Origin of the sequence: Teretinema zuelzerae (assembly GCF_021021555.1) — a bacterium.
Lineage (GTDB): Bacteria > Spirochaetota > Spirochaetia > Treponematales > Treponemataceae > Teretinema > Teretinema zuelzerae.
On sequence record NZ_JAINWA010000003.1, the window covers coordinates 979,612 to 995,080 of the forward strand.

Sequence of the window (15,469 nt, forward strand, 5' to 3'; positions counted from 1 at the left end):
TTCCTGACTACAGGCTCGCATGCCGGAATTTCCCGCCGGTTCCTGCGCCCAGGGCGGTTATTGATAACCGGTAATACCGAAATAACAACAAGCCCCCGCCGGGGATTCCGCGGCGGGGGGCTTTTTTATATCACTCGATCTGTTCCACGAACCGGAACCTCTTCAGGATACTTCCAAAAAACAGACAGATGCACGCTCCCGTAATTCCCAGCAGGAATATCAGCATCCCCGCTCCGGAGCCCTTTGCAGAACCGAAAAGAGAGGACGCCAGCCCGGCGCCCTGATCGGCGGCGACGAGCGGTTCAAAGACCTGGTCGACAAGAAATCCGCCCAGGAAAAAACCGACCGGGATGGTAAAAAACTGCAGCGAGTTCCGGCAGGCATACACCCGGCCCTGCATTGAAACGGGTATGGTTGTCCGCAGGATCACATCAAGATTCGCGCCCATGATCGGCACGACGAACCAGCCGAGAATTTGCCCCGCGCACCAGAGAACAGGTTCATCGGTAAGGGCTAGCAGAAAATTCTCGATGGTCAGGGAAAAGAACATAGTGCCTACAATAACCTTGATGCGGTTCTTCGGCTTCGGCAGGATGGTTACGGCCATGCTGCCCAGCAGCGTCGCGATTCCCGCAAACGAGGCAACCAGTCCCAGAATCCGTTGCCCCCCGTTCTCCCTCGGCAGAATATAAGCGGGCAAGGCCGCGTCGAACGCCGAGGCGACAAGATTCACCCCGGAAAGAAAGAGGATCAGATAGAGGATCATGGGATTGCGCTTAAGGTATCGCAAACCTTCTTTTGAGGAGGCGATCAGCGATTTCGTCCGGTTGCCTTCCTCTTCGGAACGCGCAATGTCCGGCAGTTTGATCAGGAAAAGCAGGACGCAAAACGCGACGAAAAAAGTTCCCAGATCGATCAGTATAACCCCGAAAATCCCGGCAAAGGCGAATACCGTTGTCGCGAGAACAGGATGCAGTATCGTAACCAGCGAATTGGAAAACGAGCGCATGCCGCTTGTCTTTTGATACTCTTCCCTGGGTACGATCAACGTCATGGCGACATCCGACGCGGGGCGCTGAATGGTGTTCATCAGCCCGTTAACCGCGCTCAGGATGTACAAGTGCGCAGGCCTCAGCAGCTCCGACCGTAACAGAACAAGCACCAGCACAGTGGTTGCCGCGGCGCACGCGTCCGACGCCAACATGATCCGCTTTTTATTCCAGCGATCGCTCAAGGCTCCGGCGAAAATGCTCATCAACACATACGGCGTATAGGAACATATTGCCAAAAAGGCTGTCTGCAGAGCGGAACCCGTTTTCTCGTACAGCCACAGCGCAAGCGCGAAATTCGTCATCGAACTGCCAAGCTGCGAAAGCCCCTGAGTGCTCCATAAGAGATAAAATGTTCGTAATTTTGAATGAAATACAGATTTCATAACTTTGCTCCTTTGATCTTTATTCAAGTCAAACTATGCAAAGTTTGAGGACTCTCATTCCTCCATGCTATGTCCTCACACTTTGCATGGAGCGCAATCAATGCACAAAATCATCTGTATCTTCCTGGCGAAGTATTTTTTTCACACATATGTATAACCAAGGCCCCGATTGTCAAGATCAGAAGAAACAGACGTAACAAGAAATACCGCCGCGCAAACTAAAACCGTCAAAGCTTAAGCGTTTCATGAAAGGAACTATACCAATGCGTCCCGCGAGCGGCGACCGCTTTTTCCAGGATATCACGCAGGTTCCTGACCACAGGCCGATAGGGTGATTCGGTGTGGCCAAAGTTTTACATTTCCTTGTTTCCTTGTTATCCTTAAACAAGGAAAAGGAGACAGATAGCTATGCCGCAAGCAATAGACCGTAAGCGTGTAAGTATATCCGTTAAAAGACAATTCACGATTCCTCAAAAATTTTATGAGGCTCTGGGCTTCGAATCCGACGCAGAATGCATTCTCCAGGACGGAGGAATCTTTATCCGGCCCCTTCGCAATGAGAGTTCGGACTTCTCCGAGGAAATTCTCGCAGATCTTGTCGCGCAAGGTCTTTCAGGCCAAGAGCTTCTTGCCCGGTTCAAGGAACAGACCAAGAAGGTCAGGCCGGCAGTCCAACGGTTGATCGAGGAAGCCGACGAGGCGGCGAAATCTGGCGCAGGAAAGCAATCCACCAATGATCTTTTCAGTACGGCGAAAAACTGATGTATGAACTCCGCTATCTCAAACCCGCAGAACGGTATTTCAAGAAAATCCGCGAGAAGGGCTTGCAGGACGCGTTTCGCTCAGCTCTTGAAAAACTATCAGTCGACCCCTTTCTCGGGGAGCAGAAAAAAGGCGATCTCGCTGGAATCTGGTGTTATGATGTTTTCTATAACAAGAAGCATTACGAAATCCCGTACCGTATCTATGAAGAAAAGAGACAGCTGATCGTAGTCATCATGGTCGGGACTCGGGAGAACTTCTACGAGGAATTGAAGCGATATATGAATTAGATGTAAATGTTCATAAACAATCTGACTGGATAAATATCTTTTTACTTTTCTTACAGCCATAGATAAGTCTCTCTTGTGAAAACGCTTGTTACCTGCTTCGAAACCTGGTATGCTGCCGTAAAGGTACTGATTAATGAAACATTTTGAAGTGGTTGCATCGGTCCTGATACAGGACAATCGTGTTTTCTGCGCTCAAAGAAAAGATGCGGGCGAAACAGCAAAAAAATGGGAATTTCCTGGCGGGAAAATCGAGGCAGGCGAAACCCATCAAGAAGCTCTTGAGAGAGAGATTTCAGAAGAACTGTCAACAACAATAGACGTCGGTAATTTCCTTACCACCGTCAATCATCAGTATCAAACCTTTGCTCTCACCATGCACGCCTATCTGTGTTCAATACGCAAAGGAAACCTGACACTTACCGAACATCTCGATTCCCGGTGGCTTACCCGAAATGAACTCGACAGCGTCGACTGGGCTCCAGCAGATCTTCCGATTGTAGAGCTAGTGAGGGAAATACTGTCGTGACAACGGCACAAGGAAGCCCGACAGCGTACGAACCACGGTTCATCCATAACAGCGGCTACCAGAATTTCTATGCAGAACTGCAAGACTCTCTTCTTTCGTGTAAGTCATTCCAAATGAGTGTGGCCTTCGTCCGTTATTCAGGCATTCAGCTGTTGCTAGAAACATTCGAAGAACTCGAAAAGAGAGCAATTCCCGGAAAGATTCTCACATCCACGTATCTCAATACTACACAACCCCAAGCTTTGAGAGCTCTTAAGCGTTTTTCGAACCTCGAATCAAAAATATACATCCCGACGAGGGACAGAGGCTTTCATTCCAAAGGTTATATTTTTGAGTATGCAGAAAAAAATAAAATTATCATTGGTTCAGCGAATCTCACCCAATGCGCGCTTAAAAGTAATATTGAATGGAATGTCAGAAACTATACCACACACGAAGACTCATTCGCGTGCGATGTTCGTAATGAGTTTAATTTACAGTGGAATGATAGCCGGTCAAAAATCGTCTCTGACGAGTTTATCACCGAATATTCGAAGTATCTCGCCCGGCTCGGAAAAAAGTCGATGCCAGAAAATGCCTTCGAATATGAAACCACAGCAATTGAACCAAACCAGATGCAAAAAGAAGCTATCAATAAGCTAGACCGCCTTAGAAAAAACAATGAATCGAAGGCGCTTGCTATTGCGGCCACCGGCAGCGGAAAGACCTACATGGCCGTATTCGACGCTCTTCAAGTTCGCCCAAAAAAACTCCTTTTTATCGTCCATCGAGAAGATATTCTTATAAAGGCAAAAGAATCATTCGACCGAATAATCGACAAGACCAAATTTTCGACCGGCTTTTTTACAGGAACTCATAAAGACGACGCAGATTATCTTTTTTCTACGGTTCAAACTTTACAACTGCATTATGAGAAGTTCGGAAAGAATGATTTTGAATACATCATCGTAGACGAAGCACATCACGCCTCGAGCCCGAGCTATGCGAAGATTTTATCACATTTTTCTCCGCGCTTTATGTTAGGTCTTACAGCAACTCCAGAGCGTTCCGACAACGGAGATATATATTCGATTTTTGATAATAATATCGCCGTTGAAATCAGATTACGGCAAGCTTTGGAATACGAACTCGTCGCACCATTTCATTATTTTGGAATTACTGAATTCAACGAAATCACTTATGAGAACGTTGATATCGACGATGTAGCAGCTGTCGCAAAGTTGCTCATGATTTCACGACGCGTTGAATATGTAATCGAAAAAATGGAATTCTACGGACATGACGGAGATAAACGAAAAGCTCTCGGATTTTGTGCGACAGTCGAACATGCGGAATTCATGGCACAAGAATTTAATAACAGGGGATTTGTGTCGCTGTGTCTTTCCGGAGGAAATTCAGTTACAGAGCGGACCGTGGCTATACAAAGATTAGAATCTGCAGACGATCAACTACAAGTGATATTTACCGTAGATATTTTTAACGAAGGAATTGACGTTCCCTCTGTAAACACTATACTGATGCTTCGCCCAACGGATTCGTCTATTATTTTCACGCAACAACTTGGCCGAGGATTACGCCGACTTCCAGACAAGGAATTTGTAACCGTTCTGGATTTTATCGGTAACCATCGTAAATCATTCCTGATGGCTATTGCGCTCATGGGTACTAAACAGTTCGACAAAGACACTCTTAAAGTAGCTGTAAAAAACAGCTTTGCGGACATTCCAGGAAGCTCCCATATCCAAATGGATGAAATCGCCCGCGATCGCATACTCGAGCAGCTTGAGAACGAGAAATTCTTTTCTATGAAATATCTCAAAGAGGAATATCGTGATTTTAAGCGTCAGATAGGCGATCAAATTCCGATGCTAGTAGATTACTTAAAAATTGATGGTGCCGTTGATCCGATTACCTTTATCAATTTCAGCAAAACCTATCTACAATTTGTACAAAAAGTAGAGAATTCGATAGAAATCACAGCGCTCTTAGCTAATCCAGATCTCATGAATGTCTTACGATTTTATTCTAACCTACTTCCTTGCAAGAGACCGTATGAATTTGTTATAAGCAAATATCTTCTACACCATGATACGATAAACCCAGAAGAAGCCCTGCTCGAACTGAAAAAATATATTGCAGAGCCGCGTATTGACACCATCTCCCACTCCTTTAACTATCTTTCACAAAATTTCTTTGATTCTGGGGAACAGAAGACTTTTTCAGGACTGCTATTCGAGAAACGCGGAACTACATTAACTACCACGGCAAGAATGCGTACTGTTTTTGAATCGATCAATGAGCGCAAATGGATTGAAGATATTCTATCCTATGGACTACTTCGATACGAGCAAGAGTTTAGCGATGCCGATTATGGCATTCCCTTTTTCAAGCTTTATCAGCAATATACCATGAAAGAAACTGCACTTCTGGTAAACTATCAAAAAGCCCATAGTGCTTTTCGCGGATCGGGACTGATCACCTCAGGGAAAGAGTTTTTACTTTTCGTAAATCTACATAAGAACGCAGATGTTAAAGAGTCTGTCAATTATAAGGATCTATTCTTAACTTCTAAGGTATTCCAATGGGAATCGCCGAACACAACGTCCCAAGACTCTGATCGAGGAAAAGATCTGATAGACAATTACAAACGCGGAACTAACCTACACTTATTCGTACGGAAATTCGAAGAAGTTGAAGGCCTGACGCAACCGTTCACGTACTTAGGTAAATCAGTTTGCCAGCACGCCGAAGGAAATAAGCCAATAAAAATGCTACTTGCACTCGAACATGAAGTTCCTGCTGATCTTTATTTTGAACTTGTAACCAAAGTCTAACCCAGAACACGTTACACAATTCCATTGTAAGTAAAAGAAGACACTACCACTATGTGGTATCTCTTGAAATATACCTTTGATACAGTATATTTAACTCTATTGGTTTTGGAGGTTACCATGAAACAGTGCGAATTAAAGGTTTTCGATGATGGAGAATGCGCTGTGCGTAAAGTAACTCAACCACCTTCTTTCCAAACGAATATGATGTTTGACTCACAGCAGGAATTACAAGAATATTTGAAATCTTTCTTAGGTATTCGATGGCCTATCAGAGAAGTGTTGGATTCTATTGAATCTAGCAAAGATTATGAGTGGGTAGAATTTAAGTAAACACATACACCTTCCACGCCGCGACATCGAAAAGAACCATACCGATACCGTGTTACCGTCAGAATAATTTAGATCGTCGCAAATGATGAAGTCGGTGCTCTTGATCTTCTTCCCGAAAGCACCTGCTACGATCTTCAGATTCTACATGCATTACATAAGCAGTGCAAAACAAATCATTTACCAGTGCAAAACAAATCATTTACCAGTGCAAAACAAATCATTTACCACTGGACTTCAAGTCATTTACCACTGGACTTTTAAAGTTTTTCCAGTGGACTTTAAAAGTTTTACCACTGGACTTTAAAAGTTTTCCCAGTGGTAAAATAAAATTTTATCAGTGCAAAACGATTCCATTTGCCACTGGTAAAATGAGAAATTTGACATACCCCCCTACACCCTCTCCAGTCCCAAAGAGGACAGTTCAATTTCTAGTTGTCTTTAACCTGCGTTTTTTTGACTTCGTAGCCGAGGGCGGTTACTGCTTTTTCTATGTCAGCGACCGCGATTTGTTCGGCGTTGAAGTCGAGTTTCAGTTTGCTGGCGTTGAAGAGGACTTCAACGCTGGCGGGGTCGACTCCGGGAAGGGATTTCGCGGCTTTTTCGATTTTGAGCTTGCATGAAGGGCAGGTCAACGATTCCAGTTGTATGATTGCTTTTGCCATGTGTATGCCTCCGTAAGTTTTCGGGAACTCCCGATTTATTGACTCGTTTTGTACCGGAGAAGCCGCATGCCGTTCAGGATGACGACGAGTATGCTGGCTTCGTGTACAAACATTCCGACGGACATATTCATCCACTCGCTGAATATAAGACTCGATATCAGGAGAACGACGACTCCGACCGCGATCGCGATGTTTTGCTTCATGTTCCGCGCAGTCGCCCTCGCAAGACCGAGAGCGTGGGGTAGCCTGCCGAAGTCCGAGTTCATGAGGACGACGTCCGATGTTTCGATAGCGACGTCAGTGCCGCCGCCCATCGCGATGCCGATGTGGGCAATGGCGAGCGAAGGGCTGTCGTTGACTCCGTCGCCGACGAAGGCGACGATGAGTCCTTTCTCTTTAAGGCCGGCGATGTAGTCGGATTTGTCTTCGGGCAGCATTCGCCCGTGAGCTTCGGTTAAACCGAGTTCGCCGGCGACGAGGTCTACGGTTTCCTGAGTGTCGCCTGATAGCACGACCAGGTTCCGGATGCCGAGTTTTTTCAAACGATGGAGATCTTCCCGCACCCCGGGGCGAACGGTATCGCGGATGCCCATAAGGGCAAGCAAACGGCCGTCTATAGCCGCGAGCACAAGAGAGTTCCCGTTCCGGGAGAACGAGTCGAGGTCTGCTCGCGCGGCTTCGTCGAGCAGGACGCCCTCCGCATCCATCAGCCGCGCATTGCCGACGGCGACGCGCCTTCCATCAACGGTAGCGGTAATGCCGAGGCCTTTTACGACGGAGGTTTGTTCCACAGTCAAACGGGGTACGTCGCCCAGATGATCTACGATGGCCTTCGCAAGGGGATGGTCTGATTCGGCTTCAACGCTCGCAAGAGCGCTCCGCACAAAGTCTTCGGATACCGCGGCAGAAACGCCGCCGGAGGAATCGCCCGCTCCGTCGTAGTATCTGGCCTCCGCGACCCGGGTCTTTCCGGTAGTCAGGGTGCCGGTCTTGTCGAACACGATGGCGTCCACTCTGCTGAAATCATGGATTACCTCGCTTCCTTTGAGAAGGATACCGGATCGGGCTCCGTTGCCGATGCCTGCCACGTTTGATACGGGAACGCCGATCACCAGAGCGCCGGGACAGCCGAGCACCAGGATAGTGATCGATAGTTCGACATCCCGGGTAAACGCCCATACAAGCACGGAGAGGAGGAGAACGGCCGGGGTATAATACTTCGAGAACCGGTCTACGAAGCGTTCAGCTTCGGATTTTGAATCCTGGGCTTCCTCTACCAGCTCGATTATCCTGCCGAAGGTCGTATCCTCGCCGACGCGTTCTGCGACTATCCGCAATGTGCCGTCTACCAGTATGGTGCCGGCGTACACGGACGATCCCGCAGTTTTACCGACGGGCAGGGATTCGCCGGTAATGCTCGCCTCGTCGACGTGTCCTTCGCCGCTCGCGACGCTTCCGTCCACGGGAAACCTTGCGCCGGTTTTTACCTGCAGAACATCCCCAACTTCGACTTCCTCAATCGGAACTTCCACAAAAAGACCGTCGTCCATCTGTTTCAGCGCGCTTTCAGGCGCCATTTCTGTCAGTTCCTTTATCGCGGAGCGGGTTTTGGTCAGCGTGCGCTGTTCGAGATACGCACCGAACAAAAACAAAAACGTAACGATGGCCGATTCCTCGAAGTTCCTGAGCGCGAAGGCCCCGGATACCGCGATGGTCACCAGCACATCGATGCTGACGATCTTTAATCGTATCGACTGATATGCCTGTATCGCGATCGGCAGGGCGCCGAGTACGGAAGCGGAGGCAAGAGCCGCTATCGCCGCGGTCTCGTTTTTCAATACGAAGGCGCTGAAAAAGCCGAGGGCGATAAGCGCGCCGCCTGAAACCATCAGATGGTTTTTACGTTTTAAAACAAACTGCTGCATATTCCGCCTTCCCTACCCCGCGCTGTAGGCGGCGTCGAGTTCGGAAAGCATCCCATATACAGCCTCGTACGATTCGCAGACATCTGACGGAACCGTGTAGTTTCCGGTGATTTTCCGGAGAGATTCGAAACGGCCGGCGAGGTCGGCCTTGCCGGCATCGCCTTTTTTTATTTCATCGACAATTTCATCGAAAATAGCGCGAACCTGATGAAATTCGTTATGGCTGCCGCCATGTACTCGCGCCACAACAGGAACATATTGCTCAAGCAGGCCAAGATTCTTCTGAACCGCCTGTAAAAAAGAATTATCTGTAATCATCGGAACACCTCCTGATACGGACGCTTGCGCGCTGTACCGTACCTTGAATATATCCAAATTGAAGGTTTAATAACGTTGCAAAAGCAACAAGTTCTACCGTCTTGCCTCCGGAGGAGTAGTAAATGCGAGTAGCGCAGAATAGTCGCCGCGATCAGCTTGCCGAAGAGCCTCTATGTAACGCGTACGAATTACGGAAACTTCAACAAGATTTGCGGACCCCAAGTCAGCCATCAATCGGGAGATTCGCCCATTCCCGTTAGGGAAGGGATGAATATATACCAACTTATGATGAAACCGTACGGCTATTTCTTGCTCCGGAAACGTGGCGTTATCTATCCAGAAGCGTCCATGCGCTAATCCTCCCAAATTTTGCTCAACGAACCATCAAGAAGTTCTTTTGCGATATCTTCAATCATTTCCTTCAATCCCTGTCTCCCTCGCCTCAAACCGCTTCTCCCCTACTCGTCCAATCCCGTAAGGTCTTTGAGAAGGGAGCGCCAGGAGGGGCTGCGGACGATTTCGGTTACAGCGGAGTTGATGCGGGGCCAGTCGGGGTAATGGGGGGATTTTTTGCCGAGGAGGAGGACGAGGCGGGTTTCGCCGATATGGACGCCGGTGCTCAGTATGCGGTTTTCTATGCCGAGGGCGGCCAGTTTGGAGTGCATGCTTACAGGGGTGTCGATGATGAGGTCCGCGCGGCGGGCGGCGAGGAAACGGAGCATGGTAGTGTCGTCGCTCACCCAGGATGTGGGGATGCCGAGCTTTTCAACGTTCTCGATGTGCCAGCCGTTCCCCCGGTTGGATACGGTGGAGAAACCGGAAGCGAGAACGTCTTCCAGGGTTTTCAGGGATTTGATCTCCGCCTCGCGGGGATGATCCTTTGCGTAATAAATCGTAAAAAAGAGGGTAAAGACCGCGGAGTCGCTCGCGGCGGCGTATTCGAGGCGGCCGGGAGTCGCGATCGCGATGAAGGCGTCAGCGCCGCCGAGCTCGACTGATTTCTGGGCGCGGGCCCAGGGAAGCGGCTCGAAGGCCGGCGTCCAGCCCATTTTTCCGCACAGGGCCTCGAGGAAGGAAGCATAGAGCCCGCTGAACGAATCCGGGCCGGTCCAGGTTTGAATGCCCGCCCATTGCTCGTCTCCGACGGCAAGAACGAAGGAGCCGTCCGCCCGGGGAGGAGGATCGCTCCAGGCGGCGGCCGAAAAAAACGCGGCGAAGAGAATAGCGAGCAGAGCGGACACAGGCCTTTTTCCCACAGAATACCTCACCCTGCAAGTCTAAAAGCCCGAGCCCTCCGCTGTCAACAATCCCTTATAGAATCAGAAATTGTACCTCATGGAAACGGTCGCGTAGCCGTTGTCCCGGTACTGGCCGAGGTTTCCTTCCTCGTCTCCGCCGAAGAAGCCGGCGCGTGCCGAAACGGCGGCGTCTCCGCGCGTCCAGACGAGCTCCGGCATGAGAAGCCAGTCGGCGTCCTCCAGGCCCAGTATGCCGGTGAACGACGCTTCGATCTCGTCGCGGAGAAATGTGCGGGAAAGGCGGGTTATGAGCCGGGTCGACGAGATGTCCGAGCCGCCTTCGCAGTCCTCCGGGGAGGCGCCGAGCTTGTCGTGCATGAGGCGGACGGAACCCGACCCTTGCGCGTTGAGGTTGATCCGGGCGAAAAGGTCGCGGTCGAAGCCGACCGACCAGAGGAAGGAGGGATTCGCCACGGAGCCGTCGTCCCCGGAAAGGTCGGAGGTGAGGTTGACCGCCGCTTCCGCGCGCGCGTTGAAGCCCGCGAGAACGGCCGCCCAGTCCGCGCCCAGCTGGTGGTAGCGATCGTAAGAAACGGTCACTGCCTCAGGATTGAAGGTCATGGTCGAGTCCGCGAGATCTGTTGGCTCCAGGTCGATCTCAAAGAGGTTCGCGGAGTCGACGGAGACGGACGGTTCGCGGAGGTTGCCTGAAAAATACTGGAAGCCGAGGTCCTGGGAGCCGAGCGTGGTCGTCAGGCGGAGGCCGTACTGCGCGTATGTGAGGGAGTCGGTGTCGGGCAGGAAGTATTCGATGCCTTCTTCTTCGAGGTCCGCGGTGGAAGCTGTTAGGGAGGTTTCCAGAGCTCCCCTGAGCTCCGAAACCGCAGCGGCATCGGTCGGATCAAGGGCGCCGGACAGCACAAGGCTCATGACGGCGCTTGAGGCGGCTTTCGTCGCGGCCGCTTCCATGGAACCGGTAAATCCTGAAAGGGCGGCGGGGGCCCAGCGGCCCGAATAGGCCAGGGAGTTGGGCTTGAAGGCGGGGAGGAAGACTCCTTCGACTCGGGTGAAGGAACCGGCGGCAAAGGTTGCGTGAACCAAGGGACGCGCTATTTTACGTTCCATTTGGTCGACTATCGTGAGATCCGAATAGTCGAGCGGGTTAATCGCGTCGAGGGGTCCTTCAGAATCGGCCTTTCCCCAGGTGAGTTTTTTGAGTCCCGCTTCGATGTCGAGCCTTCCCCAGAAGGTTTTAACCCAGGCTTCGCCGAGGGAGACCGGAGTTGCAGAGGAGGGGTCGAGTTCGAGTCCGACGGAGGCTTCCGCGTTGGAGGCGGAGGCTGAAAAGCCGAGGGAGCCCGAGAAGAGGTTGCCGGCGGAATAGTCGCTCGCCTTCGCGGCTGAGTCGAGTTCATCGAAGTAGCCGAGGACGGAGGCTTCCGCGGTTCCCGTTACGGAAACGGATGCGGGGCTCGAAGCGGCGGGGGCGGAAGCGTCGTCGCCGAAGCCGAAGCCGAAGGAGTCCTGGGCGGACAGACGCGCGGGAAGCAGGGCGGCGGCGAGAAGGACGGCCGGAGCGATGGTTGAACGGAAATTGAACGGGCGGCTCATCTCACCCTCCCGGTCGAAAGGAAGTCCGTGGTGAAGACGCCTTCGGGGATGGGGTCGTCGTACTTCATGATCTCCATGCGGATTTCCGTGGAGGTGCCGTCCGCGATGGTGGACATTTTGGTGACCATGGGAGTGAGGCGGCCCTGGACGTCTTTGGTTTCAAGGATGTCCACGGTTTTCACGTGGGTACCCTTGCGGTCGTAGAGTTCTATCCTGAGCGCGATGAGGCTGTCCTTGGCGATCCAGGAAATCATTTTGGAGTACTGGTAGCCTGAGTCCTTCGGGGTGGATTCGACTACGTGGCAGAGGGAGCCGCGGAGTTCTTCTTCTTTGAGGACTCGGTGCGAGTCCGCGGAAAAGTCGCGGGTGGCGGAGGAGATGTCGTCGTAGGAGAAGTCCGTGCCGACGAAGCGGCCCGAGCCTTCGGAAGCGGCGATGCGGCGGACCTTGCCGAGCGCGGGGAGGTAGATCCAGCGGTCGTCGGCTCCGGAGGCGGTTTCGATGGTGAGGAAGCGGGTGCCGGCGACGCTCGCCGGTTTCTGGAAGACGATCATGGAGCGGGTAATTCCCTTTGCATCGCTGGAGTACTGGTCGAGCAGGCGCTCGGAGGAGGAGCCGTCTTTCGCGGTGATGATCATGCGCGCGCGGGAGGAGACGGTGTCCGCCTTGATGCGGTCGCGGGAGGATTTAACGATCGAGTCGGCGTCCTGCGCGCCGAGCGCGAGGCTGAAGGCCGCGGCCAGTGCGGCGGCAAGTATGAGGCGGTGTTTCATTTGGTTGCTCCTTTGTCGAGAAATGCGGGTTTAAGCCAGTTCAGCAGAACCGGCAATACGATGAGGGCGGAGAGTGAGGCGGTGCCCATGGTGAAGGCGATGAGAAGGCCGAACTGGGCGAGAATGTTGAATTCCGAGAAGGCGAGCACGCCGAAGCCGGCGCCGACGGAGACCGCGTTGATCAGGATTGCCTTTCCCGACGAGGCGTATGCCCGCTCGAGGAAGCCGTCTTTTCCGCCTGAGGCGCGCCATTCGCGGTAATAGGCTTCCAGATAATGGATGATGTAGTCCACGCCGATGCCGATCGCGACGCTGGCGACCAGGGCGGTGCCGATGTTGAGCTTGATGCCCAGGAAGGCCATGACCGCGAAGTTGAGCAGGATGGAGAGAGCAAGGGGCACGATGCCGATCGCTCCCGCCAAAACCGAGCGGTAGCTCAAAGCAATGATGAGGAAGACCATGACGAGCGATATGCCGACGGAGACGAGCTGGGACTGGACGACGAGCTTATTTAACGCGCCTTCCACCAGTGCGAATCCGCCGATGGTGACGCTCGCGTCCTTGGGGAAATGGGCGGCGGCGTAGTCTTCGATTTCGCGGATCGCGCGGTCGGTGTCTATCTGGCCGGTGGTCCTGAGCTGCACGTTCATTCTGACGGCGCGCGGCTCCAGGGGATCGTCCGCGAAGGCGCCGATATCGCCTGAAAGGAGCATCATGTAGTTTCCGATTACGCTGCGCAGTCCTTCCGCGTCTGTTTGTCCGTAGCGCGCGGGGTCTGCAGGCACTTCGTAATACGAGGCGCCTTCGTAGTTCACCTGGCGTTTGACGCCGCGCACGAAATCGCGCACCGAAACGTCCCGCGCGTCCGAGGCGAGGAGAGAGGAGTCCAGCACGGGAGCGAGCTCCGCGAGGGTGCCTACGGAAATCGAGGAGTTCAGAGCCTCAAGGCCGCCGCCGGCTTCGAGCGGGGAATCGTTCATGGCAGGTTCGTCCGGGCCGAAGTTTCCGAAGTCTCCAAAACCGAAGGACGAGTCTGTCGCCTCCCCCGCATCGCCCGAGCCGAAATCGCCGAAACCAAAGGAATCAGGGCCTGCAGAGCTGGAATCGCTCTGCGAAACGCGGATGCCGGAGGGTTCCTCATCCGCGTTGTACACCTGATTTATGCGCTTTAATAAATGCGTAAAGGAAGTCACCTTGCCCACCTCGGGAACGCGGGTTTCCAGATAGGACGCAAGGCCGTCCATCGCGGAGAGCACGTCGGGGCGGAGGACTCCTCCCGGCTCGCCCGATTCCACCACGACGCTCACGAGCTTGGAGCCGCCGAACTGCCGGCGGATGAAGGCGTCGGAGCGGGCCATGTCGGTGTCTTCCTTGAAATACTCGACGAGCACGTTGTCCACCACGATGCGCGGAATAAGGAAGGCGGAGGCGGCGATAAGAACCGCCGTGAACACGAGCACCTTGCGTTTTCCCCGGACGATGCCGAGGAAGCTCGTCGTGATGGCGCGGCTCAGCGGATCGCCGCCGCCGAATTCCGGAGCGGATTCGCCTGACCCCGCGGCGGCTTCATCGGAGGCGGAATCGACCGCCCGGATGAACTGCTTGCGCGGCTTTAAGGGAACCGGGCCCCGAACCAGAAAGAGGGCCGGGATGAAGGTGAGCGCAACGATGAATGAAACGATTACCCCGAAGCTCGCGAAGTAGCCGAATTCCCGTATGGGAATGACGCTCGTAAAGCAGAAGGACACGAAGCCGACGAAGGTGGTGAGCGCCGCGAGGAAGACGGGCTTTCCCACGATCCTGACCAGATGGAACACCAGGGCCCGGTGGCTTTCCGCGTCGAGCGTTTTTGCTTTCTCACGCTCGTCGATGTAGTGCGAAACGACGTGGATGCCGTAGGCGCTGCCCACCGCGACGAGGATTACCGGGAGCACCGTGGTGAGCACGGACATTTTCACTCCGAACAGGGGCATGGCTCCCACCGACCAGATTGTCGCGACCAGAACGGTGATGATGGGAACGATGACGGCGAAGGCCCGCTTAAAGGAAAAGAAGAGAACGAGCAGCACGACGAGCACGACCAGGGGCACGAGGATGATCAGATCCTTCATGACCGATTCGTTGATGGTCGCGCTGAACACCGGCATGCCCGTCACGTAGACGCGCGTATCCGCTTCGTCGAAGAGGCCGCGGGCGACTCTGCGGATTTCGCGGAAGGTCGCCAGGGTTTCGGGGCTTCCGGCCTCGTCGCTCGCGACGTCCAGGGCGACCACGATCTGGGTCGCGGTGAAATCATCGGAAACCAGCATGCGGTCGTACATATCCCACGAGAGAATGCGAGACTTAACCGCGGCGACTTCTTCCGGGAGGCCGGAAAAGGTTTCCGGCACCAGCGGTTCCACCAGGATCGAGCCGTCGCGGCCGGTGATGTAATCCGTCGATACGAGGGAGACGGAGGCTTCCACGAGGGGCAGCTTGGAGAGGGCTTCGTCGTAGGCGCGGAGCTTGTTCAAAAACTCCGAGTCGAACACCGTGCCGTACCTGCGCTCCAGCCCGACGAGAATCGTGATCTGGTTGCCGAACACCTCGTCTATCCCCTCGGCGGTAACCCGCGCGGGATTGTCTTCCGGGATGAAGCGGTAATTGTTGTTATCGATCTCCACCCTGCCCAGCTGCAGGAGGAAGAAAGCCGTAATTGCCAGGATCACTGCGATGATCAGGCGCGGCCGCCTGAAAAATTGTTCCATATATATACGCTCCTTGTC

The 15,469-nt window shown here is 53.1% G+C and carries 14 protein-coding genes; 5 read left to right on the forward strand and 9 right to left on the reverse strand.

Going from position 1 to position 15,469, the window contains the following annotated elements:
- Positions 1-130: 130 nt before the first annotated feature.
- Positions 131-1,435, reverse strand: coding sequence for an MFS transporter (locus K7J14_RS11545; protein ID WP_230756350.1), 1,305 nt, complete (start codon positions 1,433-1,435; stop codon positions 131-133).
- Between the two features lie 408 nt (positions 1,436-1,843).
- Between K7J14_RS11545 and K7J14_RS11550 the strand changes: the two genes are divergently transcribed.
- The 5 genes from K7J14_RS11550 to K7J14_RS11570 all read left to right on the forward strand — a co-directional run bounded on the left by K7J14_RS11550 (position 1,844) and on the right by K7J14_RS11570 (position 6,177).
- Positions 1,844-2,197 carry a hypothetical protein gene (locus K7J14_RS11550; protein WP_230756353.1) on the forward strand — a complete coding sequence of 118 codons (354 nt, stop codon included), beginning with the start codon at positions 1,844-1,846 and terminating at the stop codon, positions 2,195-2,197.
- On the forward strand, positions 2,197-2,487 hold the full coding sequence (locus K7J14_RS11555) for a type II toxin-antitoxin system RelE/ParE family toxin (protein WP_230756356.1): 291 nt from the start codon (positions 2,197-2,199) through the stop codon (positions 2,485-2,487). The genes K7J14_RS11550 and K7J14_RS11555 overlap by 1 nt, the downstream gene beginning before the upstream one ends.
- Before the next feature lie 133 nt (positions 2,488-2,620).
- Positions 2,621-3,013 carry a (deoxy)nucleoside triphosphate pyrophosphohydrolase gene (locus tag K7J14_RS11560; protein ID WP_230756358.1) on the forward strand — a complete coding sequence of 131 codons (393 nt, stop codon included), beginning with the start codon at positions 2,621-2,623 and terminating at the stop codon, positions 3,011-3,013.
- Positions 3,010-5,847, forward strand: coding sequence for a DUF3427 domain-containing protein (locus K7J14_RS11565; RefSeq protein ID WP_230756359.1), 2,838 nt, complete (start codon positions 3,010-3,012; stop codon positions 5,845-5,847). The genes K7J14_RS11560 and K7J14_RS11565 overlap by 4 nt, the downstream gene beginning before the upstream one ends.
- A 117-nt stretch (positions 5,848-5,964) precedes the next feature.
- Positions 5,965-6,177, forward strand: a complete 213-nt coding sequence (locus tag K7J14_RS11570) for a hypothetical protein (RefSeq protein WP_230756361.1) — start codon at positions 5,965-5,967, stop codon at positions 6,175-6,177.
- 428 nt (positions 6,178-6,605) lie between these two features.
- Here K7J14_RS11570 and K7J14_RS11575 read toward each other — a convergent pair whose 3' ends face one another.
- The 8 genes from K7J14_RS11575 to K7J14_RS11605 all read right to left on the reverse strand — a co-directional run bounded on the left by K7J14_RS11575 (position 6,606) and on the right by K7J14_RS11605 (position 15,451).
- Positions 6,606-6,839 carry a heavy-metal-associated domain-containing protein gene (locus K7J14_RS11575; protein WP_230756364.1) on the reverse strand — a complete coding sequence of 78 codons (234 nt, stop codon included), beginning with the start codon at positions 6,837-6,839 and terminating at the stop codon, positions 6,606-6,608.
- A 35-nt stretch (positions 6,840-6,874) separates the two neighbouring features.
- Complete coding sequence (locus K7J14_RS11580; protein WP_230756368.1) at positions 6,875-8,764, reverse strand: heavy metal translocating P-type ATPase; 1,890 nt, start codon at positions 8,762-8,764, stop codon at positions 6,875-6,877.
- Between the two features lie 12 nt (positions 8,765-8,776).
- Positions 8,777-9,082 (reverse strand): hypothetical protein, encoded by a 306-nt coding sequence (locus K7J14_RS11585; protein ID WP_230756371.1) that lies wholly within the window; start codon positions 9,080-9,082, stop codon positions 8,777-8,779.
- A 93-nt stretch (positions 9,083-9,175) separates the two neighbouring features.
- Positions 9,176-9,448 (reverse strand): Fic family protein, encoded by a 273-nt coding sequence (locus tag K7J14_RS16400; RefSeq protein ID WP_408033988.1) that lies wholly within the window; start codon positions 9,446-9,448, stop codon positions 9,176-9,178.
- A gap of 92 nt (positions 9,449-9,540) precedes the next feature.
- Entirely contained in the window at positions 9,541-10,350 is an 810-nt protein-coding gene (locus tag K7J14_RS11590) for a substrate-binding periplasmic protein (protein ID WP_230756375.1), read from the reverse strand.
- A 51-nt stretch (positions 10,351-10,401) separates the two neighbouring features.
- The gene (locus K7J14_RS11595; RefSeq protein ID WP_230756378.1) at positions 10,402-11,931 is read right to left on the reverse strand and encodes a hypothetical protein; all 1,530 of its coding nucleotides are present in this window, start codon (positions 11,929-11,931) and stop codon (positions 10,402-10,404) included.
- Entirely contained in the window at positions 11,928-12,704 is a 777-nt protein-coding gene (locus K7J14_RS11600; RefSeq protein ID WP_230756381.1) for an outer membrane lipoprotein-sorting protein, read from the reverse strand. The genes K7J14_RS11595 and K7J14_RS11600 overlap by 4 nt, the downstream gene beginning before the upstream one ends.
- The gene (locus K7J14_RS11605; RefSeq protein WP_230756383.1) at positions 12,701-15,451 is read right to left on the reverse strand and encodes an efflux RND transporter permease subunit; all 2,751 of its coding nucleotides are present in this window, start codon (positions 15,449-15,451) and stop codon (positions 12,701-12,703) included. Before K7J14_RS11605 ends, K7J14_RS11600 begins: the two co-directional genes overlap by 4 nt.
- Positions 15,452-15,469 lie beyond the last annotated feature (18 nt).

What these genes read in the sequence shown, in the direction of transcription:
- K7J14_RS11580 (WP_230756368.1), bottom strand. Translation starts at nt 8,764, where the DNA reads ATGCAGCAGTTTGTTTTAAAACGTAAAAACCATCTGATGGTTTCAGGC.
- K7J14_RS11585 (WP_230756371.1), bottom strand. Translation starts at nt 9,082, where the DNA reads ATGATTACAGATAATTCTTTTTTACAGGCGGTTCAGAAGAATCTTGGC.
- K7J14_RS11570 (WP_230756361.1), top strand. Translation starts at nt 5,965, where the DNA reads ATGAAACAGTGCGAATTAAAGGTTTTCGATGATGGAGAATGCGCTGTG.
- K7J14_RS11545 (WP_230756350.1), bottom strand. Translation starts at nt 1,435, where the DNA reads ATGAAATCTGTATTTCATTCAAAATTACGAACATTTTATCTCTTATGG.
- K7J14_RS11555 (WP_230756356.1), top strand. Translation starts at nt 2,197, where the DNA reads ATGTATGAACTCCGCTATCTCAAACCCGCAGAACGGTATTTCAAGAAA.
- K7J14_RS11595 (WP_230756378.1), bottom strand. Translation starts at nt 11,931, where the DNA reads ATGAGCCGCCCGTTCAATTTCCGTTCAACCATCGCTCCGGCCGTCCTT.
- K7J14_RS11605 (WP_230756383.1), bottom strand. Translation starts at nt 15,451, where the DNA reads ATGGAACAATTTTTCAGGCGGCCGCGCCTGATCATCGCAGTGATCCTG.
- K7J14_RS11560 (WP_230756358.1), top strand. Translation starts at nt 2,621, where the DNA reads ATGAAACATTTTGAAGTGGTTGCATCGGTCCTGATACAGGACAATCGT.
- K7J14_RS11600 (WP_230756381.1), bottom strand. Translation starts at nt 12,704, where the DNA reads ATGAAACACCGCCTCATACTTGCCGCCGCACTGGCCGCGGCCTTCAGC.
- K7J14_RS11575 (WP_230756364.1), bottom strand. Translation starts at nt 6,839, where the DNA reads ATGGCAAAAGCAATCATACAACTGGAATCGTTGACCTGCCCTTCATGC.
- K7J14_RS11550 (WP_230756353.1), top strand. Translation starts at nt 1,844, where the DNA reads ATGCCGCAAGCAATAGACCGTAAGCGTGTAAGTATATCCGTTAAAAGA.